Origin of the sequence: Serratia sp. 3ACOL1 (genome assembly GCF_003668775.1) — a bacterium.
Lineage (GTDB): Bacteria > Pseudomonadota > Gammaproteobacteria > Enterobacterales > Enterobacteriaceae > Chania > Chania fonticola.
In genome coordinates, this window is the sequence record NZ_CP033055.1 from 2,684,184 (window position 1) to 2,707,870 (window position 23,687).

Genomic DNA, 23,687 nt, shown 5'->3' on the forward strand with positions numbered 1-23,687 from the left:
GCCAGTTAATCGTCGGCTAAAAACAGCGGCCCCATCGGTGGCCGGGGTAAGGCAAACGACTCTGGATAATCAACCGCGACCAGATACAGACCTTCAGCCCGTGCGGTTGCGGCCGCCAGGCTGCGATCTTTGAGCGCCAACAGCTCGCCCATCCAGTTCTCATCCTGATTGCCACAGCCAATCTCCATCAGGCTGCCAACAATGTTGCGCACCATATGATGGACAAAGGCGTTGGCCTTTATATCTACCACGATATATTCGCCATAGCGCGAAACCTTAACGTGTTTTACGTTTCGCCACGGCGTGCGTGACTGGCATTGCACCGCCCGGAATGAGGTAAAGTCGTTTTCCCCCAGCAAAGCCTGCGCGGCACGATGCATGCGATCGGCGTCCAGCGGATGATAAAAATGCGTCACCCCCTGCTGCAAGACCGCCGGGCGATAGCGGTGATTATAAATAATGTAGCGATAACGCCGCGCGGTGGCGCTGAAGCGAGCATGAAAATCGCTGCTGACCTCTTTGACCCAGCGTACCGCGATATCCGGCGGCAAATGGCTATTCACCCCCATCGTCCAGGCGGCGTCTTTACGCTGTGCGGCGGTTTCGAAATGCACCACCTGCCCAGTGGCATGCACCCCGGCATCGGTTCGCCCGGCACAGAATACGCCGATCGGCGCATCCGCCACCTTGCTTAACGCTTTTTCCAGGCAGGCCTGGACGCTGGTAACCTCTTGCTGACGCTGCCAGCCGTAATAACGGCTGCCGTCATACTCAATCCCCAGCGCAATTTTCAGCATTGGCTGGGTTGGCAACTCCACCTCGGACATCAGTACATCTGCTCCTGCAACAGCCGTTCTGCGGTTTCGATCGCCATCAACGCGCCGCCAAAGCGCACGTTATCGGCCACCGACCAGAACTGCAGCATCTCGGGGATACCATAATCATTGCGCAGACAGCCAATGCTCAGCATATCGCTGCCGGAGGCTTCGGTAACCTGAGTTGGATAATCGTCTTCTTCGCTCAGTTGGATATCTTCAGCTTGCTCCAGCTCGTGGCGAGCTTCTTCTGCCGCGATTGGGCGCAGCGCTTCCAGATGCACCACTTGTGCGTGGCCGTAGAACACCGGCGACTGAACGCAGCTTACTGAAATCGGCAGCCCTTCATCCTGCAACACTTTACGCACCTGATCGACGATCAGACGCTCTTCACGCACGCTGCCCTGCTCATCGGTCATCAATGGCAGCAGGTTAAACGCCAACTGCTTGGCGAACACGCCCGGCTCAGCGGGGATGCCGTTCAGCAGACGCGCACTCTGGCCAGCCAGATCGTCCACGGCAACCTTGCCGCGAGCCGAAACTGACATCAGCGTGGTGACGTGCAAGCGGGAAAGCCCGGCCTGTTCAGTCAGCGGCTTAATCGCCGTCAACAGTTGGCTCACCATACTGTCGGCCACCGCTACGATATTGCGATTGCGGTAATCCGCCAGCACCTGTGGGTTAACGCCTGGCACCACCAAAGGCACGTCCGGCTCAAGCGCAAAATGGCCGCTGGTGTCGATCACCAGGCAGCCCATGTTGCCCGCATCATCAGCATAACGGGCCGCAGCTTCGCTACCGGCCACAAAAAACGCCAGTTGCGCCTGCGACCAGTCGAATTCTTCTACGTTTTCCACCAGCAAGGATTTGCCATTGAAACGCACCGTCGCACCAGCACTGCGTTCGCTGGCTAAAGGAAAGAGTTCACCCACCGGGAACTGGCGTTCCTGTAGCAATTCCAGCAACGCTTCACCTACTGCGCCAGTGGCACCGAGCACAGCGATATTCCAGCCGTCAGACATTGGGTTTCTCCAGAGTATTTGATTCAAATGCAAACGGGCGATGCAGTCACCGCCCGATAAACTTTACCGCTTATTGCTTAAGGCAACCTTACGCGTTGTCCTTTACAGGACGCCGAAGCCCAGTTTGTGCAGCAGTTCCGCACTGGCGCTGTCATCGCACTGCACCCGCAGTGAAGACCATTCCCGGCGTTCCTGATAATGCTTGCGCAAGCGATCGAACTCACCTGGCAGCCCGGCAACTTGCCGCAGCGGCGCATCATCGCGGCGCACATCATACACCAAGTGCATCAATCGTTTTAACTTGCCTTCGTCCAGCGGCCCATTGAGGCGGATTTCGCTGAACTCTGGCACCGGCAGCAGAGAGCCCAGCTCGATAGCTTGCGGCTGCCCCAGATGCTGGGCAAAGGCTTCAAACACCTGCGTGGTGCCGCGCGCCTTACCTTCCAGCGTGTAACCGGCGATATGGGCGGTGCCGATATCCACCCGATCCAGCAACGGCACGCTGAGATCCGGCTCTGGCTCCCACACGTCCAGTACCGTACTCAATCGCTTACCCCGCTCCAACACGTTAAGCAACGCGGCGTTATGTACCACGGCACCCCGGCAGGCGTTGATCAGAATGCGATCGTCGGGCAAAGCATCCAGCAGATCCGCGTTGGCCAGATGCAACGATTTATACGGGCCAGTCTTGTTCAACGGGGTATGGAACGTCAGCACGTCGGCCTCTGCCACCAGCTTTTCCAACGGCCAGAATTCGCCGCTGTCCCCACGATCGGCGCGTGGTGGATCGCACAACAGCGTACGCACGCCCATGGCTTTCAGGCGAGCATCCAGCCGGGAGCCAACATTGCCGACACCCACTATCCCAACGGTTTTATCACGCAAAGAGAAGCCATCGCGCTCCGCCAACAGCATTAATGACGAAAGCACATACTCCACCACCGCAATGGCATTACAACCAGGCGCGGCCGAGAAACCAATCCCCGCCTGTTGCAACCACGCCTCGTCCACATGGTCGGTCCCCGCCGTAGCGGTGCCAACAAAACCGATCTTGGTGCCAGCCAACAGTTCCTGATTCACTTTGGTCACCGAACGCACCATCAAGGCGTCGGCTCCGGCCAGCGCATCGGTTGGGATCGGGCGACCAGGCACGGCCTGTACTTCCCCCAAACGGCTAAATAGATCCACCGCATAGGGCATATTTTCATCAACCAGTATCTTCACGTCACTCTCCGACGGGTATAGGTAAGCAGTAACTACAAAATAGTGTGCCACCGAATGGCTTGGAAACCCAAGCTTGTTATGCCCGGTGAAATAACGATGTTTTTCTTCTAAGCTTTATTGAGTTCTTTCCGATAATTATCACGCAAGGAGGCGAACCTTCACGTTAGCGACCGGCTAACGGGCAGAAACAAATCGAAAATCAAGGGCGTTATCCATGAAAAAAGCGACACTTGTTCTGGCGATCGTTGCAACACTCACAGCCGTTGGTAGCGCTCAGGCTGAAAACGTGACTACACAAGCATTAGCCACCTGGCCTGCAATAGCGGTGAAAGACTCCGCCAGCCAATTGGTCGTTACGCCCATTGGCAACCTGTATTTCCAATATGCTGAAGGCGTCAAGCGCTTCAACAGCCAGCAAGGCGTGTTCGACGTGGCTCTCGAAGGCGAAGGAACCGCAATTAAACTGACCGCCAAACTGGTTTCCAATACCCTGACTCAGTTGGGCACCTCCGGGTCTACCCTGGAAGTGGGAGTTAAACATCACGGCGCTGCGATAACAAAAACCGCTCAAACCACCCTGATTGATACTTCTGCCGGTATGTCAGGCGGTAACCTGAGTAAACTTGCCAACGCTGACAAGCAGCCTGGTCGCCGCAGTGCGCAAGACCACTTCGATTTCAATATCATCGGTGCGACGGCTGATGGCACGACCCCGGTGACCGACTTCAGCACCTTGCCGGCGGGCACCTGGAGTGGTGATGTGAACGTTCGGTTCGACGTAACCTGGGCCAGTTGATGTCGTGTCGGGATTATCATGCCCGGCGGAAACGTTCTGGCGTGGTGCCGGCGATCTGCTGGAACATCACAATAAACGCGGAAGCTGAGCTGTAGCCCACATCTAAAGCCACATCCTGCACGGTTTTCCCCTGTTCGAGCAGGGAGAGCGCATGTAAAAAGCGCAGGCGCTGCCGCCACTCGCTAAACGACATGCCCAGTTCCTGCTGGCAACGGCGCGAAAGTGTCCGTTCGGTGGTATACACCTTGCTGGCCCACACCGCCAATGAGGTGTTATCCGCAGGGCAACGCTCCAGCGCCTGTAACACTGGCCCCAAAAACTTATCTTGTGACGTCGGCAGATAGGTCTGTTGAACCGGGGAAATCCGCAGTTGGTCGATCAGCACCCGGCAAAGACGCAGATCCTCTTCGCTAGTGGGCTCCAGCATTTTGCGCCCAAGGCAATCTTCTACAATGGCGCTGAACACCGGCGATACGTTGATCAAACAGGCCTCTTCCGGCAACCCGGCGCACAAGGATTTGGCGATGTTGATGGTGCGGAACAGCACCGGTTTGCGGTTATGGCTGGAATGCTCCATCCCCGGCGGCAGCCAGACGGCAAACTCCGGTGGGGCCAAAAAGCGCTGCCCGGCAATATTCAGCGCGATCACCCCGGTTTTGACGCAGATCAGCTGCCCCCAGTCGTGGCTGTGCGGCAGATATTCGGTATCCGCATTGGTTTCTTCGCAGCGAAAAAACAGCGTGCGCGGAGCAGCGACGTCTGCGGTGGGATAATTACGGGTTTCGGCCATGGTGAAGTTGTCTTGATTTCGCGAAATGCTGTCTGATTTTGACTATATATAATAAACCGGACACGGGTAGACTAGCCAGCATGTTATTCGTTGTTGAGAATTATTATCATGAACGTGCTCTTTCCCCTGCTGGCGGTGCTGATCTGGTCGATTAACGCCGTAGTCAGTAAAGTATCGGCAACCGCCATCGATCCAGCGGCCATTTCCTTCTATCGTTGGGCATTGGCGCTGATCGTGCTCACCCCTTTCGTGCTGCCGGGAGCGCTCCGCAATTGGCCAGCCATTCGCGCCAACTGGTGGAAACTGATGATCCTCGGTCTGCTAGGGATGGTCCTGTATCAAAGCCTGGCCTATTACGCCGCGCATAGCGTCAGCGCGCTGTTTATGGGCATCCTCAATTCCCTGATCCCGCTGCTGACGGTGTTAATCGGCATCTTTGTCCTGCGCGTTGCCCCCACCGTGGGTATCGCACTGGGCAGTATCCTGTCTCTGGGCGGGCTGGTGTGGCTGGTTAGCGCGGGGCAACCGGGGCTGCTGCTGCAACACGGCATCGGCAAAGGTGAACTGATGATGTTCGCCGCTTCTGCCTCCTACGCGCTATACGGCGTGTTGACCAAACGCTGGGCGATCCCGTTGCCCAACTGGCAGTCGCTGTATGTGCAGATCGTGTTTGGCGTGGTACTGCTGTTGCCGAACTTTCTGATGGCACAAGACGTGCAGCTTACCAGCCAGAACATCCCACTGGTGCTGTTTGCCGGTATTCCCGCGTCGATTGCCGCGCCGTTCCTGTGGATCCAGGGGGTAATGCGCCTGGGGGCCAACAAGGCGTCGATCTTTATGAACCTGGCACCGGTGTTCACCGCGATAATTGCGGTCCTGTTCCTGCATGAACAGTTGCATAGCTACCATCTGATTGGTGGCGGTGTCGCTCTGCTGGGGGTGATCCTGTCACAGCGCCTGCGTACGCCGTTAGGGCGTAGAAAAAGCACCGTAACACCGTAAGACTGAGGGGGAAATACGCCCCCTTTCACCCCAACAGCTTAAAGCGTATCCGTACCAACAGACCGCCTAGTGCGTCAGAACTCAGCAGTTCCGGGCGGGTGCCGTGATAAGCGGTAATATCTTTAACCAATGCCAGTCCCAACCCAGCCCCAGGCTGATCGCCAACGTTATCCAACCGACGAAACGGTTGCAGCGCAGCGACCGTCTGATCCTGCGCAATACCTGGGCCGCTGTCTTCTATCTCTAACAACCCCTGCCCATCCACCATCAATAAACGGGCGGTCACAATCCCCTTGGCCGGCGTGTATTTCAGTGCGTTATCCAACAGGTTGGCGCAAAGCTCCGCCAACAGCAACGCCTCACCGCCCACCCAACACACTCCCGCCCCTTCGTAGCCAAGATCGATCCGCTTGCTGCGAGCCTGCGGCAGGCGCGAAAAACAGGCGTCGCGTAACACCTGCGCCAGATTAACCGGCTGCAACTTACGCTCGGCCTGATGCTCGTGCGCCTTCAGCCGCGAGAGGTATAGCAGGCGATCGGTCAACGCAACGGTACTGTCCAGGGTGGCGCTCATCCCTTCCAGACTCTCACGCCATTGCTCGGGCCGTTCGCTGGCCAATGCCACCCCCACCTGGGTTTTCAAAACCGTGAGCGGCGTACGTAGCTGGTGGGAGGCATCGGCACTAAAGCGTTCCTGACGCGCCACCATCAACCGCAGCCGCTCAATATAGCGGTTGAATGCCAGCAGCAACGGCTGCATTTCCGACCAGGGCAACACCATCGGCAAAGGCGTCAGTTCCCCCGGATCGCGCCGCAGCATCATGCTGGACAGCTTACGCAACGGTTGCAGCAGCTTTTTCAGCAGGACGTAAGCCAGAGTGAGCGTCAATACCACCACTGTCCCCTGGCTGAGCAGCGCCGCCAGCAGCATCTGCCGCGCCAGATAGCGCCGCGACTCTAACGTCTCCGCCACCAGAATGGTCGCCATCCCCATCACCCCGCCCTCATTCACCGGCTGGAACAGCGCCGCCACGCGGATTGGCTGCCCGCGATAGTGCGCATCGTAAAAATGCACCAGGGCCGGATAGAGGTTGGAGCGGGGAATATAAGGTGGCATCTTGGGCAAATCGTTATAGCCCGAAATATTCCGTCCCTCAGGGGAAATTACCTGATAGTACAGCCGGTCGTTCATATTGCGCTCGAAGCTGTCCAGCACCACATAAGGCACATCTACCTCCAGGCGCTGATTACGTACCACCAGCCGCTCCGCCACCGTGCGGGCCGACGCCAATAAGGTGCGATCGTAGGCCATCGTCGCCGCACTCATCGCGCTGAAATAGTGGGTGTAGATTGAGATCCCACCCAATACCAGCAGCGGTAAACCAAAGAACAGCAGCAACTGATAGAACAACGAACGCGGTGCTTTAAACCACCTCATCACACAGCTCCAGGCTGTAGCCCAGGCCCCGCAACGTCACGATCGCCACGTTGCTCCCCTGGAGTTTCTTACGCACGCGATGGACGTAAAGTTCGATGCTTTCGGGATTAGCCTCGTCTGACAGCGTAAACACCTGCTCAAACAATTGCTGCTTGGCGACCGGGCGGCCACGGCGATGCATCAAGGTGGTCAACACCGCCAGCTCACGGGGAGTTAACGACAGAGGCTTTTCCGCCAACAAGAAGTAGCCCTCGTCGTGATAGGTCAATAAACCGTATTGCAATGCCTGTTGCGTCACGCCAACGCTGCGGCGCAGCAACGCCCGAATGCGTGCCTCCAATTCATCCAGTTCAAAGGGCTTGGTGAGGTAATCGTCAGCCCCAAGATTCAACCCTTTAACCCGATCGGCCACCTCGGTGCGGGCCGTCAATAGCAATACTGGCAGAGTCTGCCCACGCTTACGCAACCGTGCCAACAGCTCCAGCCCGTTGAGCCGGGGCAGTGCAACATCGAGCACCACCAGCGCATAGCTTTCATGCAATAACAGATGGTCTGCCGCCACGCCGTCTATCGCCACATCCACCGCAAACCCAAGGCCGGTAAGGGCTTTCTGCAACCAATGAGCCAGCTCGGGGTGATCTTCCACTAACAAGAGACGCATATCACATCCTGTAAACTTTCCCGGTCGCTGAAAGGTAAATGAAAGGTTTATGTTTTAACAATTTGGCAACCCCGTGTCAGCGGGGATTCTCACAAACTGAAACAAAACCGATGGGGAAACGTCATGAAAACAATAATTACCCGTACGCTTACCGCCACTGTTCTGCTGTTCGCCGCCAACCAGGCGTTCGCCGTGGAAGCGCCAAAACGCACCGAATGTATCGCCCCGGCCAAACCCGGCGGAGGCTTCGATCTCACCTGCAAACTGATTCAGGTCTCGTTGCAAGAAACCAAGGCTATCGATAAGCCGATGCGCGTCACCTATATGCCCGGCGGCGTGGGAGCCGTTGCCTATAACGCCATCGTTGCCCAGCGGCCAGCCGAATTTGGCACCGTGGTGGCGTTCTCTGGCGGTTCCCTGCTGAACCTGTCGCAAGGCAAGTTTGGCCGCTACAACGTGGATGATGTGAAGTGGCTGGCGGCAGTGGGCACCGATTACGGCATGATCGCCGTACGCGCCGACTCGCCCTACAAGACGCTGAAAGACCTGATGACAGCCTTCCAAAAAGACCCGAACAGCGTGGTATTTGGTGCTGGAGCCTCCATTGGCAGCCAGGACTGGATGAAAACCGCCTTGCTGGCCCGTGAAGTTGGCGTAGATCCCCACAAGATGCGCTATGTGGCGTTTGAAGGGGGCGGCGAACCGGTTACCGCGCTGCTGGGTAATCACATTCAGGCGGTCTCCGGCGATTTGAGCGAGATGGTGCCTTACCTGAAGGGAGATAAGCTGCGTGTGCTGGCGGTATATGCCGAAGAGCGCCTGCCGGGAGAGCTGGCAAACGTCCCTACCGCCAAGGAGCAGGGGTTCAATCTGGTGTGGCCGATCATCCGCGGTTTCTACCTTGGCCCAAAGGTCAGCGAGGCCGAGTATCAGTGGTGGATCGACACCTTCAAAACCATGACGGCAACCGAGGAGTTCAAACAACAGCGCGATCTACGTGGCCTGTTTGAATTCAACCTGACCGGCAAGGAGCTGGATACCTACGTGAAAAATCAGGTTACCCAGTATCGTGAACAGGCCAAAGCGTTCGGGCTGGCCAAATAACCGGGGGAATTGGCATGAGCGATCGTATTTTTGCTGCTCTGTGGTTACTGCTGTGCGGCGGCGGCCTGTTGCTCGGTTGGGGCATCCAGAGCGAATACAGTTACGAACCTTTGGGGCCACGCCCCTTCCCTTTGGCCATCCTTAGCCTGATGGCCCTGTGTGCCGCCTTGTTGCTGTTGCGTCGGCCACAGTTAGTCGAGTGGCCGCATCACAAAGTGCTGCAACGTCTGCTGGTACTGGTGATCACGCTGGTGCTGTACGCCTGGGGATTCGAGTGGCTCGGCTTTCCGCTGGCAACGGCCCTGCTGACGTTCAGCATTGGTCTGTTGTTCCAGGCCAGCATCAAGGCCGCATTGATTTCCGGCACCGTGATGGGCGTTGCGCTGTTCTACGCCTTTGATTATTTACTGGATGTCACACTGCCACTCGGCGTTTGGCTGAGCTAACGGGAGCGATAATGGAAACCTGGATGTATTTATCACAAGGGTTCGAAGTGGCACTGCTGCCCCAGAACCTGATGATTGCCCTGATCGGCTGCTTCGTAGGCACCATAGTCGGGCTGCTGCCGGGCCTTGGCCCGATCAACGGCGTGGCGATCCTCTTACCGCTGGCTTTCGCCTTGAAGTTGCCCGCCGAGTCGGCCCTGATCCTGCTGGCCACGGTGTATATCGGCTGTGAATACGGCGGGCGGATCTCTTCGATCCTGCTCAACGTCCCGGGGGATGCCGCCGCAATCATGACCGCGCTGGATGGCTACCCGATGGCCCAACAAGGCCGTGCAGGAGTTGCCCTGTCGATCTCCGCCGTCAGCTCTTTCACCGGCTCGCTGGTCGCCATTATCGGCATTATTCTGTTCGCCCCGATGCTGGCCCGCTGGTCGCTGGCGTTTGGCCCGGCAGAATACTTTGCCCTGATGGTCTTTGCCATTGCCTGCCTTGGCAGCATGATGAGCCAGAACCCGTTGAAATCCCTGCTGGCGGCCCTGATTGGTCTGGGGCTGGCCACGGTGGGGGTGGACGCCAATACCGGCGTGTATCGCTTCACCTTCGACAGCGTACACCTCTCTGACGGCATTCAGTTTATTGTGGTGGTGATCGGGCTGTTCTCGGTCAGCGAGATCTTGCTGATGCTGGAAAGCACCAGCACAGGCCAAAAGCTGATCCGCAAAACCGGCCGTATGCTGTTTAACCGTAAAGAAGCTGCCGAGTGCGTTGGCCCTACCCTGCGATCCTCCTTTGTCGGTTTCTTCGTCGGTATTCTGCCCGGTGCCGGAGCGACCATTGCCAGTGCGCTCACTTATATGACGGAGAAGCGCATCAGCGGTAACAGCGAGTCGTTTGGCAAAGGGGATATTCGTGGCGTCGCCGCGCCGGAGGCCGCCAATAACGCTTCCGCCTGCGGTTCATTTATCCCGATGCTGACCCTGGGCGTACCAGGTTCAGGAACTACGGCGGTGATGATGGGAGCATTGACGCTGTATAACATCACCCCTGGCCCGGCAATGTTCACCGAACAGCCGGATATCGTTTGGGGGCTGATCGCCGCGCTGCTGATCGCCAACGTCATGCTGTTGATCATGAACATCCCGCTTATTGGCCTGTTCACCCGTATGCTGACCGTGCCGCTGTGGTTCCTGGTACCGGCGATCGCCGCCGTTTCCGCCGTTGGGGTCTATGCGGTGCACAGCACGACCTTCGATTTGCTACTAATGGTGGGGCTAGGCGTGTTCGGCTATATCCTGCGCAAAATGCACTTCCCGATGTCGCCGCTGATCCTGGGATTTGTGTTGGGGGAAATGCTGGAGCAAAACCTGCGCCGAGCGTTGTCCATCAGCAACGGGAACTTTGACATTCTGTGGAGCAGTGCCATTGCCCAATGCCTGTTGGTGCTGGCCGTCGCGGTGTTGGTGTTACCCCCACTGCTGCGCAAACTCCGCAAGCACCGCCGTATCACTGGGGAAGCGACAGAAGTTGAGTAATGCACAAAGGGCGCTGCATGCAGCGCCCCGATATTGTGAGCTGGTTGAACATCGGGCGGGGTTAACCCGCCCGACTTATTATTGGCGTATAGCCTCAACAGCCTGCTCCAAGGCCGCAATATCATCGCTGGCCAACAAGGGCTGGATGCTGGCGAACGCCTCGGCGGGCAAATCGTAAATCTGCAACGCGAGTAAACGCTCGATTGTCTCCGCAGAGAACCGCCGTTTAATCATCCGGGCCGGATTACCGCCAACGATAGCGTAGGGTTCTACATCCGCAGTCACCACACTACCGGCGGCAACTATCGCCCCTTCGCCAATCGTCACGCCAGGCATCAGCATGGCCCGCATCCCGATCCAGCAGCCGTCGCCAAGGCTGGTATCACCTTTAGGCAAATAAGACGCCTGGATGGTTTCCATAAAGGGATACAGGCTCAGCCAATCAATACGATGGGTATGATTCCCGCCCATCAGGATCACCGCTTCGGCACCAATACAGACATAATCGCCAATGTGCAACCTGTCTAGCTGCCCCAGGGGCTCCCACTGTTGGCTGACCGCATCGCCGTGCAAATAGCGCACCACGGAACGTTCAAAGCTGTCATCCCAGCAATGGCTGTAATAACTGTGGGTTCCCTTGATCAGGATATTGGGGTTGGTTACCGTCTGGTGGAGTAATTCTACTTGTGACCAGTGTTTCTCAGTCATGGCGTCTCCTTCTTATACCCTATGGATTTCAAGTTGTAGCTAGGCGACAAGCTTACTCATCCCCAGGAGCTTACTTTTTCGTAAGTGACTGGGGTGTGTAAGTGCAGGTAACAACGCTACAGCTTGAAAGACGACGGGTATATCAATTGCAAGAGCCACGGAACGTAGTGTCTGTGGCAGCGTTTTCCGTTCAAAAACACTGCCCAATCAAGCGATAAGCGCTCGTTTTAACCTTGGATTAATCATCATTTGCTGTGTGCACCCTGTTGTTTCGCGGCCAATGGTAACAAACTGGCGCAGAAAACCAAGCCTACTTGGCTTTTCTCAGCATCAACACCCCGCCCATCACCAACGCGCTACCCAGTAGCTGTAACTGGTTCATGTTTTCCCCCAACAGGAAATAGGCAATGACCGCGGTAAATACCAGCTCCAGCGACAGGATCAGGTTGGCCACCGCCAGCGGCAGGGTTTTCAGGCTGATATTGTACAGGCCAAATCCCAGCAGCGTTGGCCCGGCGGCCAGCGTGAGCAGCAACAGCCAGCCACTCCACTGAATGCCTTGAGCTCCCTGGGACAGAAACCACAGGTCCCCCGCCATACCGTGAAATGCCGCCAAGGGGAACAACGTCAGCAAGGTGTTGAACAACCATTGGTACACGGCGGAAAAACCAAATACGTACAGGATGGTATTCCACACCGGGTAACGCCGCTCGCTGGCGATACGCCCGCCGAGGGTATACAGGGTGTAACCAATGCCGGACAGCATGCCGACCATCAGCCCCAACAGATCAAAACGGCTGTTGCCCATACTGTCGCCGTTGCTGACCAGGAAGCAGCCGCCCAGACTAACCACAATCACCAACAACTCGCGCAGGCTGAGGCGTTCGTTGTACATCATCCAGCCCAGGAACACGGTAAAACCGACCGAGCAATAGGTCAAAATAGTCGCCACCGAGGCGCCATTGAGCGCCACCGACAGCGTCCATAAGCTGTTAAACAACGCCAACAGCAAACCGTAACCCGCGTAGAACGGCACCTGTTCACGACGCAGATAGGCCCATTGCGGTTTGAACAGCAGCAATAACGGTAACAACACCAGGGCCACCAGGGCCGCACGCCAGAAGGCCAGCACAAACGTCGGTAGATGGTAATACTCGGTCAGCGCACGGATGATGATGGCGGTGAAGGCTAGCAGCATGGCGCTGATAATGGCGATCACGTAACCCTGGTTGGTTCCCCGCAGGATCCCTCCACTGACCACAACTGGTTCTGCAACAACACCCGACGGTAACGACATAACACCCTCAAAATTCCACCGCTTAATCATCTGGCGGAGATTTTAACGCGGCCAGATTTTGCCACCATAGCCACTTTACTACGATGTTATGCAGGCCACTTTTATCGGTGCCAAGCCTTGTTACTCTGGGATATAGTGAAAGTAGACTTTTATGACCGGGCCAATTTCATGCACATTCCACTGGATCGTCAGCAGGACATTCCGCTGTATCTACAGATCGAAGAAGCGCTGCGTCGCGCCATTCTTGGCGGCACCTTTGCCGATGGCGATAAATTGCCGTCAACGCGCAGCCTGGCCGCTGAGCTTTCGGTCAGCCGCCTGACGGTGGAAAGTGCCTACGCCGAACTGACGGCCAAAGGATTGTTACAACAGCGGCGTGGCAGCGGTGCCTATGTGCGCCACCTGCAACCGGCCCCCATGCAGCAACGGCCAGCATCCAGCGAGCTATTCCCTGCGGATCGCTTCACCACCACGACGTCGCGGCTGGACGGTTATCCGGATATTCCTTTGCCGGAGCACATCATCAACTTTGCCGCTGGCGTCGGTAGCCCCAAAGTGTTCCCGCTTGAGGCGTTCCGCAAGATCCTGCTGTCGATCCTCAGCCGTCATGCGGAAGAGGCCTTCAGCTATGGTGATTATTGTGGTTACTACCCGCTGCGCGACACGCTGAGCCGGATCCTGACCGCGCAAGGTATCCCCACCCGTGCCGAACAGGTGCTGATCACCAACGGCTCGCAACATGCCATCAGCCTGATTTTCCAGACGCTATTACGCCCAGGAGATACGGTGATTGTCGAAGAGCCCACCTATGCCGAAGCTCTGGGGCTGCTGCGCCTGCATCAGATCAACATTGTTCCAGTGCCCAGCGATCGTCATGGCATGTGCGTTGAGCAACTACCGGAGCTGATCGCCCGGCATCAGCCCAAAATGATCTACACCATCCCCAATTTCAATAACCCCACCGGGCGTTGTATGAGCGAAGCCCGCCGCAGCCGCTTGCTGGCGTTGGCGCAGCAGGCCGGGATAGTGATCCTGGAGGACGATTTTGTTGGCGATCTGCGTTACAACGGTAAAAGCCTGCCGTCACTGCGCGCCATGGCTCCCGCTGGCACGGTGATCTATGTCAGTACCTTCTCCAAAATGCTGCTGCCCAGCATGCGCATCGGTTATCTGGTGGCAGACAGCGAACAGTATCTGCAATTCTCACGGCTCAAACACGTCGACAGCTTTACCAGCTCCAATCTGATCCAGCGCGCGCTGGACGCCTTTGTCACCGTTGGCAGCTACGACAAGCAGCTGCGCCGGGCGGGAAGGATGTACCGCCAGCACCGTGATGCGATGGTGGCGGCATTAAGCGAGCACCTGCCGCCGGGCTGTCGGTTTGAAATCCCCGCGGGAGGGCTGTTTATCTGGCTGGAATTGCCACCAGCCGTTAGCACTACAACGTTGATGCCAATAGCCTGGCAACAGGGTGTCACCTTTGCTCGTGGCGAATGCTTTTATGTTGAGGAGCAGCACGGCGCACATGGCTTGCGGTTGAATTTTGCCGCCAATACGCCGGAGCTGATTACCGAAGGGATCGCCCGGCTTTGCCGGGCGATTGTTGAGGTTATGGGGAATTAAATGTCACTACCGCAAAACAAAATAGGGTGCAGCATGCAGCGCCCCTACGGTCGGGTATGTTATTTAACCATTGAGACTAAATACTGGCCCACCAGAGCCGCAGTTTCATGCCCCAATAGCTGGTCCAGCCGGTGGTGCTCTGCACCACCTTACCCTGAGAGATCACCACAATGGTCGGCGTTACGCCAATCTGCCACTGCGCCGATAGCTTGCCCTGCTCATCGTTCACCACCGGCAGTTGCAACTTTTTAGCCGCCAACCACTGCTCAACCTGCTGGTCATTGCCCGAACGCAGCGCCACGGTCATGACGTTACCGCCGTTTGCCACCAGCTTGGCCACGTAAGGCGTAGTAAAGCGGCAAACCCCACACCAGCTGGCCCAGAAATAGACCAACAAAGGTTTATCCTGGCTGAGCTGCGCCAACGACACCTGCTCTCCATCCAGGGTTTCGAGCATTTGTTGGTCAAAGGTCAAGGGAGCCTGCGGGGCCCGCCACCAGTCCATGGCGAACGTCACGCCCAGCACGAGCAACAGCAAAATCAGCAGTTCGCGCGCCCAGCGCCGCAACCTAGCCATTTTTTACCTTCGCCAATTGCTGCTTCACTAACGCTTCCAGATCCTCATAAGACACCGCGCCCGGCAGCATCTGATCGCCAATCAGGGTGGCCGGCGTTCCCTGCACGCCAAACTGTTCCGCCAATTGCATATTGGTGCGTAGCGTGGTCATACTCTGTTCAGTCGGTGCAACCTGCTTAACCCCGGTTTTATCTTGGGCAGCGGCGATGCTGGCGTTGTCATGAAAGCCTTTTTTCGCCATCAGGCGTTGATGCAACGGCCAGAACTGTTCGGGATGCTGTTCCCAAGCTGTTAACGCCACCCGCGATGAGGCGATCGAGCTTTCCCCTTTGAACGGCAGCAGCTTCACCACCAGCGCCACATCGGGATATTTGTTGACGATCTTCTCCAACATCGGATCAAACTGCTTACAGTACGGGCAGTTGTAATCGGTGAAAGCCACCAGCGTCAGCTTGGCATTCTTGGCCCCCAATCGTGGGCTGGCGGGATCGTCGAACAGGATTTTGCTATTTTTCTCAATTGCCTGGCCGATTTGCTGGTCGTTGGTTTGCTGCTGCCATGCGTTAACCGCTTCTGCCAGAATATCCGGGTTAGAGACCAGCGTTTCGCGGATCAGCTCTTTGATCCGCACTTCCTGCTCGGCGGTGAAAGGAGCCGCAGCCCAGACCGGGGTGACAATCAGCAGCAGTAACATCAGTAACTTGTTCATTATTGGTTTCCTTTGGCAGTAGACAGGGCTTGCAGAACGGCTTCGCGAGTGAGCAGCGGTGACAACACCTCGCCGTCTGGCGAGCCGGGGCCATAGATTTGGTTAAAGGGAACGGCAACGCTGCCGCGCTGTTGCAGGAAGGTCGAGATGCTTTCAGACGGGCGGCTCCAATCACCGCGCAACGCCACTACATCATCAGCGCTGAGTGCTTTTTGCACCTCGTCGCGCAGCAATACGTTGTATTTATTCGCCTTGCAGGTCACACACCAGTCGGCGGTCACATCGACAAACACCCGTTTGTTGTCGGCCAGCGCCTGTGCGATCGCCTGCTCAGAAAGCGGTTGCCAGGCGATGTTGTCGTGCAACGGCTGTCGCCACTGGTTGGCCGTCAACGATCCCACCAGCAATGCCAAACCGCCTACCACCAGCACGCTGGCCGTCGCGATCCCCGCTGACCGGGCACCTAACCGTTGCCACACCGCCAGCAATAAACCGAGCAGCAAGATGGCACCAACAATCAGAGTCGGCTTCACGCCGATATGGTTGGTCATCAGGCTAAGCAGCCAGAGCGAAGAAATCAGCATTAGCAAGCCCAGCGCCAGCCTCATCCCGTTCATCCAGCGGCCAGGTCGTGGTAGGCGTAACGCCAGCGCAGGCCATGCGGCAATCAGCAACCAAGGCAGGCTCATGCCAATTCCCAGTGCCACAAACATGCCCCAAAGCACCGGCAACGGAGCCGCCAATGCAAAGGCTACCGCCGTTCCCAGGAAAGGTGCCGAGCAAGGCGTTGCCAGCAGCGTGGCAAACGCTCCCTGCCAGAAATGACCGCTCAAGCCACGCCCGTTATGGGTGGCCAGCTTGGTATTCAACGAGGAAGAGAGTTGCAGGTGGAACAGGCCGAACAGATTGGCACTGAACAGCAGCGTCACCAGCACCATAAAGCCGATAAACCACGGGTTTTGGAATTGGATACCCCAGCCCAGCGCGTGATTGCTCAGGCGCAACAGCGTCATCAGCAAGGCCAGCGCCATAAAGGACACCACGATCCCCAAGGAAGAGGCCAGAAATTGCCAACGCACGCTACGCCGATCGCGCTGTTCGACCTGCAAGATGGAGCCTAGCTTCATCCCTAGCACCGGCAGCACACAAGGCATCAGGTTAAGAATGAAACCGCCCGCTAGCGCCATCAACACCGCTTGCCATAAGGGGAAAGCCACGGTGGAAGGTAAAGCAAGTGGCCCGCCAATGGTCAGCGTAGCCTCCTGAGCGATCCCACCATCGCTGATAACCAGCCGCAGCTGTTTACCGCGCAGATCTGGAGCCGCGTCTCCCCAACCATCACTCACGGGAACTCGCGCTTGCAGACTCTCGCCATCACTGCTGACCGTTGGCTTGCCCAAATCGGTCTCCGCCACCGTATCAAAGAACAGCTCAGGCTGCTGCCAACCCGCAGTGCGTTCGGCGCTAATCTGCAACTCACCGTTGCGATAACCGGCACGCAGGCTGTCCACCAACCCGCTGGCAATCGGCACCTGCCCCATCGCCTGAGCAAAGTCGTGATTGAATTTTGGGTCAGCCGGAGTGGTGAGATCCAGTTTGAACGGATAATCGGTCAAGATGCAAACGTTGCTACAGGTGGATAAGGTAAGCCTTCCCTCCAGTTGCTGTGGCACAGCCCCCTTGAACACGATGGGCAGCGTTACCCGCTGCTGATAGCCCTGCGTCGAAATCCCCGCCACGTCAAAGCGCTGCGGGGTTGGCCAGAACCAGGTTGCCGGTGGTGGGTTATCCTGCCAGGTGATTGCTGGCGCAATGCCGCCTTCCCCTGGTGAGCGCCAGTAGGTTTTCCATCCTTTTTCCAGCTCAACAGCGAGCAGCACACGGGTTTCGTCCCCGTTGCTGGTGTCGGCACGCAGCCTGACTTGCGCATGATCGTTCTGCGGGCTTTGCAGCCAGCCGCTATCCGCTGCCTGTGTTGCAGGTAGCCAAAGCACTAACAGGCAAGCCAACGCCAGCCTGATGATATTCCACATAATTGTTCTCCATAAATAAATTAGTCACTCGGTTTGACGAGGGATTAACTCATTCACGGAACACGCATAATCGCAGATGCACCCTGAGGGTGGGGGGGAAATAACGCGTACAGGAGGGTACGGCAGGCGCGGAGCGATGATCGGAGCCAGCAGGACCAGCAACATCCCCAGGCCAAACAGCACGTTTTCAAACATCACCGGTGGAGAGGCCAACAGCGATTTGGCACTCAACTCACAAGGGGTCGTGGTGGTGGCCTCTTCATCACCGCTGGCCGAAGATTGGCTAACGCTGACAGTGGGCAGGCCAAGAGCTAATTGCAAGGTATGCAAACCCGCCATGCGCTGGGTGAGGCACGTCAGTACCACCAGGCAAGCCAGGGTTAAAAACCATTTTGCAATCCGCTGCCGATTTATCATCACGCCCTCAATGCCGTATCTGCGCCTATCTTAGCGGCGCAAATAGGATAAGCAACGATTAGCCTGTAAAGAAATGTCTGGCGGCGGTATTGATGGCACGAAATTACAGGTATCATAAGCGATTAAGCCTGTGCTTTTCGCCGGGTATGTCGATTTTATACACTGCGAAGGACTGGTGATATGCAACCATTAAGTGGACCTGGCGCTCCTGGCGCAGCCGATCACCCTCCGACCGCAGGCAAAATCCCCCCTGCCGACGATCAGCCGCTCTCCCCAGCCCAACGCACCCAGTTGGAAAAACTGATCGTCAAGATCATGGCCCTCAGCCCGGCCAAATCCGCCGAGATCTGGGCGACGCTGCGTCATGAATTAGGGGCGGATAACCACAGCGAACTGTTGGCGCGCCATTTCCAACCGGCAGAGCAGCTACTGCAAAACCGCCTTGGCGTGGCACAACAGAGCCATGCCAGCCGCCAACTGTTGCAACAACTCACCGAACTGTTGCCACAAGGTAATAACCGCCAGGCGGTCAGCGACTTTATCCGCCAGCAGTTTGGCCATACGGTGTTAAGCCAGTTGAGCCACCCACAGCTCCAGCAAGTGTTGAACCTGCTGCAAACCGGCGAACTGACAATCCCTCACCCGCAACAAACGGCCACCAGCGATCGTTCGCTGCTGCCTGCGGAACATCAGCACTTACAGCTGCAGGTCACCAAGCTCAGCGCGGCTACCGGCGAGACAACGGCCAAACTCTGGCAGGCACTGTTCGATCTGGTCGGGGTAAAAATCAACGATCCGTTGCCCGCACGCCACTTCCAACTGCTCAGTCAGTTTATGCAGGTGAAATTGGCGCTCAGCCCACAAACGGCGCCGACGCTGCAAAACCTGCTGGCGGTATTGAAACAGCCAGCAGACCAACAGGAGCAGCAACAGCTCAATGACTATTGCCAGAACCGCTTTAACGGCAACCTCAATACGCCGTTGACCCACGCGCAGCTAAACGACGTGATCCAGCAGCTATTTACCCGCCGTCTGGACAAGGCTGGCCACGCTCCGTCGCTACACAGTGACGTCCAACAGCCACAGCCATTACTTAACCCGCTAATCGCTGCCCTGCCGCAGCCTTTACAGTCGCTATTCAGTAAGCCTTTGGCGCTGGTTGTCGGCGTTATCGTATTGGCATTGGTACTGTGGGCGCTGTTTTAACAGCCGCACTCCGGTGCTTTATCCCGCCCCTGCATCGTCCCCTGCTCAACACCGATGGCCACCGGATGGCCATCGCGTAGCCAGAAATCCAGCCCGCCAATCAGCTCTTTGACCCGAAAACCGAGCTTGGCCAACTTGTATGCCCCCTGTGTGGAACCGTTACAGCCGATACCGTCGCAGTAGGTGACATAGACCTTGTCACGATCGAGAGATGAGGTGCTGCTTTCATCCATCAAGCGGTGGGGAAAGCTCAGCGCTCCAGGAATATGCCCGGCGGAGTAGAGCGCGCTGGCACGTGTATCGATCACCACAATCTCGCTGACGCCATTGCGCAAATCTTCCGCCACGTCCGCCGAGTCGGCGTAAAAGCTGAGCTTAGCCGCCAGATAGTCCAAGCTTTGTGCTGCCGCTGCCGGGGGAAAAGCCAATACCAGTGAAGAGACGTTCATAGTGCAACTCCAGTGCCTTAAGGTTGATGACAATAGTGCCTGATTTTGGTCTTATGTTTGAGACCCATTTTGCCAAGGTGATAAGACCGATTATGTCTCAGGTATTGCTGACGCTATTTCAACAGGCGGATAACGCGACGGGCACGCTACGTGAGCGAGTGTGTAATACGTTGCGCACGGCGATCCATAGCGGCACGTTAAGCGCGGGCCAGCGCCTGCCCTCCTCGCGGGTTCTGGCGGCCGATCTGAGCATCTCACGGGTTACCGCCGAAGCCGCCTATGCGCAGCTGGAAGCCGAGGGATATCTACATCGCCGGGTGGGCCAAGGCACCTCTGTCGCTATCCAGATCGCCAAGCCTGCGCCAATACGCAAATCCAGCGGCCAACTGCGGCTCTCACAGCGCGGTTTGGCGATTGTGCAAACCGGTGGCTGCCGCGATCCACAACAGCCACTACCGTTTGCTGCCGGTTCACCGGATCTGCGCGCCTTCCCGTTGAAGCTGTGGCAACAGCTCACCGCCCAACGGCTGCGGCTACAGGGGGAAAAGCTGCTGCGTTATGGCGATCCCCAAGGCTACTTGCCGCTGCGTGAAGCCATTGCCGGTTACGTCGGCCAAACCCGGGGCGTGAACTGCGACGCGGAACAGGTGATCGTCCTGACCAGTTCCCAACAGGCATTGCAGCTGATTGCCACCTTGCTGATCGATAACGGAGATGTGGTGTGGGTCGAGGAGCCTGGTTACAACGGGGCCAAGAACGCATTTACCAGCGCGGGAGCCAATCTGGTACCGGTGGCAGTGGATGAGGCCGGGCTGCAGCCAGACGGCTCGTTACCTCCCCCTCGCCTGATCTATCTGACTCCTTCGCATCAGTACCCCACCGGCGTGGCACTCAGCCTGGAACGGCGATTGGCCCTATTGGAACAGGCCCGGCGATCGCAAAGTTGGATTATTGAGGATGACTACGACAGCGAGTTTCACTATGACGGCCAACCGATGCCCGCCATGCAGGGTCTGGATCGCCACAGCACGGTGCTGTATGTCGGCACCTTCTCCAAAGCGCTGTTCCCTTCGCTACGGCTGGCCTATCTGATTGTGCCCCCCGCATTGGTGGCAGCGTTTACCACCGCACGTTCGGTATATGACAGCCATTGCGCTCAGTTGGCACAGGCCGTCACGGCAGAGTTTATTCTGCAAGGGCATTTTGCTGCCCACATCCGTTACATGCGCCAACTCTATCGCAGCCGCCGTGATTGGCTACTAACGCAGCTAGCACAGCACCTGGAGCATTTTGCCACGCCACAGCACGCAGGCGGCGGGCTTCAGCTCGGCGTTTGGCTACCGGTGGGCCAAGAGGCAGAACTGACCCGACAGGCGCAACAGCTAGGCGTCATTACTCCCGGCCTGTCCACCCAGTATCAGAACGCCAGAGCCAGACGCGACGGCTGGTTACTGGGGTTCTCGGCCCTCACGCCAGGGGAGATTACCTTGGCCGTGGAGCGGCTGAGCCGAATTAACCCAGTAACAGCCAACCCACCAACGTAGCCCATGCCAGGAAGGGTATCGAATAGTAATGGAACCGCAGCCAGATCTGGCGTTCCCCCGCCATCCGCAGGGCGATCAGGTTAGCCAGTGAGCCGATCGCCAGGCCAAATCCCCCGGCGTTTACCGCATAGGCCACCAAAGCGCTGGAAGGCACATAGTTCAGCAACAAAATGGTCGCCGGAACGTTGCTGATCACTTGGGATAAAGCGATCCCCAACACATATACGCTGCCGTCCGCCAGCGAGGCAATCTGGTCAAACAGCGGCTGCAGCGCTGGCAGTTGGGTCAGCAAGCCAATATTGATAAACATGGCGAGAAATACGAAGATCAGGCTCCAGTCAATCTGCAGCAGCACCTGGCGAGCCAACAGCAGAAAACCGGCAAACACCAGTAACATGCCATACAACGGCACGTCCAAATCCAGGCAGATCAGAAAGGCCACATACAGCGCGACACTGGCCAGCAACAGGCGCATTTGATAAGGATAGGGTTGGGTGTTAGGGGCTTTGACAATTTTCCGCGCCGGGAAACTGAACCAGGTGACCACCAGCAAGCTCAGCATCATGATAATGCCGAACGGTGCCATGCGCCCGATAAACTCCATAAAGGTCAGCGAAGACTTGCTCCACAGCAAAATATTCTGCGGATTGCCAATCGGCGTCAGCAACGACCCGGCGTTAACCGCCAGTGCCTGGAAGATGATCAGGCGGCTTATCGGCAGTGAAGAGAGCTTTTTCAGCGTAATGGTCAACGGGATAACGATAAACAGCGCCACATCGTTGGTGAGAAACGAAGACAGCACCGCAGCGGCACACACCAGAAACAGTGCCAGTGAGCGTTCACTTTGCAGGGTGTTCACAATCTGGCGGCCGATAAAATCGAAATAGCCACTAACCTCAACACCTTTGGTCAGCAGCATCAACCCCAGCAGGGTCATAATGGTGCGCCAATCGATAAAGCCAGAGAGTGCCCTCAGCGGCTGTGGCCCAATGGCGTACAGCAGCATCCCCATCAGCAGCAACGCATGCAGGAAGCGGTCATGCAAAAATGGCCTCAACAAACTGGTCAGCGCATTTGAACTCATGGATTTACTCTTATTTTTCAAGCGAAGGCTGGAAAATGACGTTAGCCGAAGCTCTTGAATTACGCCAGTAAAAAAGCACGTTGCCCTTTCCATTTATCGTATTTTGTTTTATACCCGTCGTCTTTCCCTGCTTTTAGGATTTTCTATGGCCAATTCCATTGCCAAAAGGCTGCTGCTCAGCGCGGCGCTGATGCTGCTAGCCGCCTGTAACGATGCCAACACCCGCCCCCAGATCGACATCGAAGGCAAAACCATGGGGACGTTCTATAGCGTAAAGGTCAGCGGCACTATCACCGAGAGCAAACAACAATTGCAGCAGGAGATCGATGCACTGCTGGAGCAGGCCAACGACGATATTTCCACCTACCGCCCCGATTCGGTGTTATCCCGCTTCAACCAGAACACCACTGCCGAGCCGCAGCCCATCCCCCGTGGAATGGCTGATATCATCCTCACTGCTCAGCGCATTGGCCGTGATACCGGAGGTGCTATGGATATCACCGTCGGCCCTTTGGTTAACCTGTGGGGATTCGGCCCGGATAAACGGGCCGTCAAAGTCCCCAGTCAGCAGCAAATCGACGCAGCTCGCCAGCATATTGGTTTGCAACATCTGAAACTGCTGAGCGACAGCCGGGGTGAATGGCTGCAAAAAGATCTGCCGGAGATGTATGTCGATCTCTCCACGCTAGGCGAAGGTTACGGCGTGGATCAGTTGGTCCAGTTGATGGCGCGCAAAGGCATCACCAACTATCTGGTATCGGTGGGTGGAGCCGTTTCATCACGCGGCGTGAATGGCCAGAACAAGCCTTGGAGGGTGGCAATCCAAAAGCCCACCGACCGGGAAAATGCGGTGCAAGCGCTGGTGGATTTGCAAGGCTACGGCATCAGCACTGCGGGGAGTTATCGTAACTACTTCGAGCAGGACGGTCAGCGCTATTCCCACGTGATCGATCCCGTCACCGGGCGGCCAATCACCCATAAGCTGGTTTCCGTTACGGTGATTGCCCCTACGGCGTTGGAAGCCGATGGTTGGGATACCGGGTTGATGGTGCTGGGCACGGAAAAAGCGCTGAAACTGGCCGAAGAGAAAGGACTGGCGGTGTATCTGATCAGCAAAACCGATGACGGTTTCAGCGCGACGATGACGCCGCAGTTTAAGGCGTTTTTAGTGCAGTAAAGGGTTTTGATTCCCGTGTTGTCCCCTCACCCT

Annotated in this window: 22 protein-coding genes and 1 pseudogene; 9 read left to right on the forward strand and 14 right to left on the reverse strand. The window is 57.0% G+C overall.

Annotation, left to right across the window (positions count from 1 at the left end; genetic code table 11):
• Positions 1-5: 5 nt before the first annotated feature.
• From truA to pdxB, 3 genes are all read right to left on the reverse strand, one after another.
• Positions 6-827 carry a tRNA pseudouridine(38-40) synthase TruA gene (gene truA, locus D9980_RS12010; protein ID WP_021178578.1) on the reverse strand — a complete coding sequence of 274 codons (822 nt, stop codon included), beginning with the start codon at positions 825-827 and terminating at the stop codon, positions 6-8.
• The gene (locus D9980_RS12015; RefSeq protein WP_024485602.1) at positions 827-1,837 is read right to left on the reverse strand and encodes an aspartate-semialdehyde dehydrogenase; all 1,011 of its coding nucleotides are present in this window, start codon (positions 1,835-1,837) and stop codon (positions 827-829) included. Before D9980_RS12015 ends, truA begins: the two co-directional genes overlap by 1 nt.
• A gap of 102 nt (positions 1,838-1,939) precedes the next feature.
• Positions 1,940-3,061 carry a 4-phosphoerythronate dehydrogenase PdxB gene (gene pdxB, locus D9980_RS12020; protein WP_121607408.1) on the reverse strand — a complete coding sequence of 374 codons (1,122 nt, stop codon included), beginning with the start codon at positions 3,059-3,061 and terminating at the stop codon, positions 1,940-1,942.
• Between the two features lie 214 nt (positions 3,062-3,275).
• Between pdxB and D9980_RS12025 the strand changes: the two genes are divergently transcribed.
• The gene (locus D9980_RS12025) at positions 3,276-3,857 is read left to right on the forward strand and encodes a common pilus major fimbrillin subunit EcpA (RefSeq protein ID WP_024485604.1); all 582 of its coding nucleotides are present in this window, start codon (positions 3,276-3,278) and stop codon (positions 3,855-3,857) included.
• 16 nt (positions 3,858-3,873) lie between these two features.
• Here the strand turns inward: D9980_RS12025 and D9980_RS12030 are convergent, their stop codons facing one another.
• Positions 3,874-4,647, reverse strand: coding sequence for a helix-turn-helix domain-containing protein (locus D9980_RS12030; protein ID WP_024485605.1), 774 nt, complete (start codon positions 4,645-4,647; stop codon positions 3,874-3,876).
• Positions 4,648-4,755: 108 nt separating this feature from the next.
• Here D9980_RS12030 and D9980_RS12035 point away from each other — a divergent pair, with 108 nt between their 5' ends.
• The gene (locus D9980_RS12035) at positions 4,756-5,649 is read left to right on the forward strand and encodes a DMT family transporter (RefSeq protein WP_024485606.1); all 894 of its coding nucleotides are present in this window, start codon (positions 4,756-4,758) and stop codon (positions 5,647-5,649) included.
• A 25-nt stretch (positions 5,650-5,674) separates the two neighbouring features.
• Here the strand turns inward: D9980_RS12035 and D9980_RS12040 are convergent, their stop codons facing one another.
• On the reverse strand, positions 5,675-7,087 hold the full coding sequence (locus D9980_RS12040; protein ID WP_121607409.1) for a sensor histidine kinase: 1,413 nt from the start codon (positions 7,085-7,087) through the stop codon (positions 5,675-5,677).
• Positions 7,074-7,748 carry a transcriptional regulator TctD gene (gene tctD / locus D9980_RS12045; protein ID WP_024485608.1) on the reverse strand — a complete coding sequence of 225 codons (675 nt, stop codon included), beginning with the start codon at positions 7,746-7,748 and terminating at the stop codon, positions 7,074-7,076. The genes D9980_RS12040 and tctD overlap by 14 nt, the downstream gene beginning before the upstream one ends.
• 123 nt (positions 7,749-7,871) lie before the next feature.
• On the opposite strand from tctD, the gene D9980_RS12050 reads away from it, so the two are divergent.
• From D9980_RS12050 to D9980_RS12060, 3 genes are read left to right on the forward strand one after another with little or no spacing between them, the layout of a single operon-like run.
• Positions 7,872-8,852, forward strand: coding sequence for a tripartite tricarboxylate transporter substrate binding protein (locus tag D9980_RS12050; protein WP_021178586.1), 981 nt, complete (start codon positions 7,872-7,874; stop codon positions 8,850-8,852).
• Positions 8,853-8,866: 14 nt separating this feature from the next.
• A complete protein-coding gene (locus tag D9980_RS12055) occupies positions 8,867-9,298 on the forward strand; it encodes a tripartite tricarboxylate transporter TctB family protein (RefSeq protein WP_121607410.1) in 432 nt (143 codons plus the stop codon).
• Between the two features lie 11 nt (positions 9,299-9,309).
• Positions 9,310-10,830, forward strand: coding sequence for a tripartite tricarboxylate transporter permease (locus D9980_RS12060; protein ID WP_024485610.1), 1,521 nt, complete (start codon positions 9,310-9,312; stop codon positions 10,828-10,830).
• A gap of 78 nt (positions 10,831-10,908) precedes the next feature.
• On the opposite strand, the gene D9980_RS12065 is transcribed toward D9980_RS12060, so the two are convergent.
• Both D9980_RS12065 and D9980_RS12070 read right to left on the reverse strand, forming a co-directional pair.
• Positions 10,909-11,538, reverse strand: coding sequence for a CatB-related O-acetyltransferase (locus D9980_RS12065; protein ID WP_121607411.1), 630 nt, complete (start codon positions 11,536-11,538; stop codon positions 10,909-10,911).
• Positions 11,539-11,848: 310 nt separating this feature from the next.
• On the reverse strand, positions 11,849-12,835 hold the full coding sequence (locus tag D9980_RS12070) for a DMT family transporter (RefSeq protein ID WP_024485612.1): 987 nt from the start codon (positions 12,833-12,835) through the stop codon (positions 11,849-11,851).
• Between the two features lie 168 nt (positions 12,836-13,003).
• On the opposite strand from D9980_RS12070, the gene D9980_RS12075 reads away from it, so the two are divergent.
• Entirely contained in the window at positions 13,004-14,458 is a 1,455-nt protein-coding gene (locus D9980_RS12075; protein WP_121609014.1) for a PLP-dependent aminotransferase family protein, read from the forward strand.
• Positions 14,459-14,534: 76 nt separating this feature from the next.
• Here the strand turns inward: D9980_RS12075 and D9980_RS12080 are convergent, their stop codons facing one another.
• From D9980_RS12080 to D9980_RS12095, 4 genes and pseudogenes are all read right to left on the reverse strand, one after another.
• Positions 14,535-15,035 carry a protein disulfide oxidoreductase gene (locus tag D9980_RS12080; RefSeq protein WP_024485613.1) on the reverse strand — a complete coding sequence of 167 codons (501 nt, stop codon included), beginning with the start codon at positions 15,033-15,035 and terminating at the stop codon, positions 14,535-14,537.
• On the reverse strand, positions 15,028-15,744 hold the full coding sequence (locus tag D9980_RS12085) for a DsbA family protein (RefSeq protein ID WP_121607412.1): 717 nt from the start codon (positions 15,742-15,744) through the stop codon (positions 15,028-15,030). The genes D9980_RS12080 and D9980_RS12085 overlap by 8 nt, the downstream gene beginning before the upstream one ends.
• Positions 15,744-17,777: a protein-disulfide reductase DsbD gene (locus D9980_RS12090; protein ID WP_121607413.1), complete on the reverse strand. Its 2,034-nt coding sequence runs from the start codon at positions 17,775-17,777 to the stop codon at positions 15,744-15,746. Before D9980_RS12090 ends, D9980_RS12085 begins: the two co-directional genes overlap by 1 nt.
• A 49-nt stretch (positions 17,778-17,826) precedes the next feature.
• Positions 17,827-18,194: pseudogene (locus tag D9980_RS12095) on the reverse strand (copper resistance protein).
• A gap of 180 nt (positions 18,195-18,374) precedes the next feature.
• Between D9980_RS12095 and flk the strand changes: the two are divergent.
• Positions 18,375-19,400 (forward strand): flagella biosynthesis regulator Flk, encoded by a 1,026-nt coding sequence (gene flk / locus D9980_RS12100; RefSeq protein WP_121607414.1) that lies wholly within the window; start codon positions 18,375-18,377, stop codon positions 19,398-19,400.
• Here flk and D9980_RS12105 read toward each other — a convergent pair.
• Positions 19,397-19,849, reverse strand: a complete 453-nt coding sequence (locus D9980_RS12105) for a rhodanese-like domain-containing protein (protein WP_024485618.1) — start codon at positions 19,847-19,849, stop codon at positions 19,397-19,399. The genes flk and D9980_RS12105 overlap by 4 nt on opposite strands.
• Before the next feature lie 92 nt (positions 19,850-19,941).
• Here D9980_RS12105 and D9980_RS12110 point away from each other — a divergent pair, with 92 nt between their 5' ends.
• Entirely contained in the window at positions 19,942-21,393 is a 1,452-nt protein-coding gene (locus D9980_RS12110; protein ID WP_370454320.1) for a PLP-dependent aminotransferase family protein, read from the forward strand.
• On the opposite strand, the gene D9980_RS12115 is transcribed toward D9980_RS12110, so the two are convergent.
• Positions 21,362-22,477, reverse strand: coding sequence for an SLC13 family permease (locus D9980_RS12115; RefSeq protein ID WP_024486882.1), 1,116 nt, complete (start codon positions 22,475-22,477; stop codon positions 21,362-21,364). The genes D9980_RS12110 and D9980_RS12115 overlap by 32 nt on opposite strands.
• Positions 22,478-22,622: 145 nt before the next feature.
• Here D9980_RS12115 and apbE point away from each other — a divergent pair, with 145 nt between their 5' ends.
• Complete coding sequence (gene apbE / locus D9980_RS12120) at positions 22,623-23,654, forward strand: FAD:protein FMN transferase ApbE (protein ID WP_121607416.1); 1,032 nt, start codon at positions 22,623-22,625, stop codon at positions 23,652-23,654.
• Positions 23,655-23,687 lie beyond the last annotated feature (33 nt).

Excerpts from the sequence above, each read along its gene's own strand:
- truA (WP_021178578.1), bottom strand. The coding sequence starts at position 827 with ATGTCCGAGGTGGAGTTGCCAACCCAGCCAATGCTGAAAATTGCGCTG.
- D9980_RS12015 (WP_024485602.1), bottom strand. The coding sequence starts at position 1,837 with ATGTCTGACGGCTGGAATATCGCTGTGCTCGGTGCCACTGGCGCAGTA.
- D9980_RS12025 (WP_024485604.1), top strand. The coding sequence starts at position 3,276 with ATGAAAAAAGCGACACTTGTTCTGGCGATCGTTGCAACACTCACAGCC.
- D9980_RS12030 (WP_024485605.1), bottom strand. The coding sequence starts at position 4,647 with ATGGCCGAAACCCGTAATTATCCCACCGCAGACGTCGCTGCTCCGCGC.
- D9980_RS12035 (WP_024485606.1), top strand. The coding sequence starts at position 4,756 with ATGAACGTGCTCTTTCCCCTGCTGGCGGTGCTGATCTGGTCGATTAAC.
- D9980_RS12040 (WP_121607409.1), bottom strand. The coding sequence starts at position 7,087 with ATGAGGTGGTTTAAAGCACCGCGTTCGTTGTTCTATCAGTTGCTGCTG.
- tctD (WP_024485608.1), bottom strand. The coding sequence starts at position 7,748 with ATGCGTCTCTTGTTAGTGGAAGATCACCCCGAGCTGGCTCATTGGTTG.
- D9980_RS12050 (WP_021178586.1), top strand. The coding sequence starts at position 7,872 with ATGAAAACAATAATTACCCGTACGCTTACCGCCACTGTTCTGCTGTTC.
- D9980_RS12055 (WP_121607410.1), top strand. The coding sequence starts at position 8,867 with ATGAGCGATCGTATTTTTGCTGCTCTGTGGTTACTGCTGTGCGGCGGC.
- D9980_RS12060 (WP_024485610.1), top strand. The coding sequence starts at position 9,310 with ATGGAAACCTGGATGTATTTATCACAAGGGTTCGAAGTGGCACTGCTG.
- D9980_RS12065 (WP_121607411.1), bottom strand. The coding sequence starts at position 11,538 with ATGACTGAGAAACACTGGTCACAAGTAGAATTACTCCACCAGACGGTA.
- D9980_RS12070 (WP_024485612.1), bottom strand. The coding sequence starts at position 12,835 with ATGTCGTTACCGTCGGGTGTTGTTGCAGAACCAGTTGTGGTCAGTGGA.
- D9980_RS12075 (WP_121609014.1), top strand. The coding sequence starts at position 13,004 with ATGCACATTCCACTGGATCGTCAGCAGGACATTCCGCTGTATCTACAG.
- D9980_RS12080 (WP_024485613.1), bottom strand. The coding sequence starts at position 15,035 with ATGGCTAGGTTGCGGCGCTGGGCGCGCGAACTGCTGATTTTGCTGTTG.
- D9980_RS12085 (WP_121607412.1), bottom strand. The coding sequence starts at position 15,744 with ATGAACAAGTTACTGATGTTACTGCTGCTGATTGTCACCCCGGTCTGG.
- D9980_RS12090 (WP_121607413.1), bottom strand. The coding sequence starts at position 17,777 with ATGTGGAATATCATCAGGCTGGCGTTGGCTTGCCTGTTAGTGCTTTGG.
- flk (WP_121607414.1), top strand. The coding sequence starts at position 18,375 with ATGCAACCATTAAGTGGACCTGGCGCTCCTGGCGCAGCCGATCACCCT.
- D9980_RS12105 (WP_024485618.1), bottom strand. The coding sequence starts at position 19,849 with ATGAACGTCTCTTCACTGGTATTGGCTTTTCCCCCGGCAGCGGCAGCA.
- D9980_RS12110 (WP_370454320.1), top strand. The coding sequence starts at position 19,942 with ATGTCTCAGGTATTGCTGACGCTATTTCAACAGGCGGATAACGCGACG.
- D9980_RS12115 (WP_024486882.1), bottom strand. The coding sequence starts at position 22,477 with ATGAGTTCAAATGCGCTGACCAGTTTGTTGAGGCCATTTTTGCATGAC.
- apbE (WP_121607416.1), top strand. The coding sequence starts at position 22,623 with ATGGCCAATTCCATTGCCAAAAGGCTGCTGCTCAGCGCGGCGCTGATG.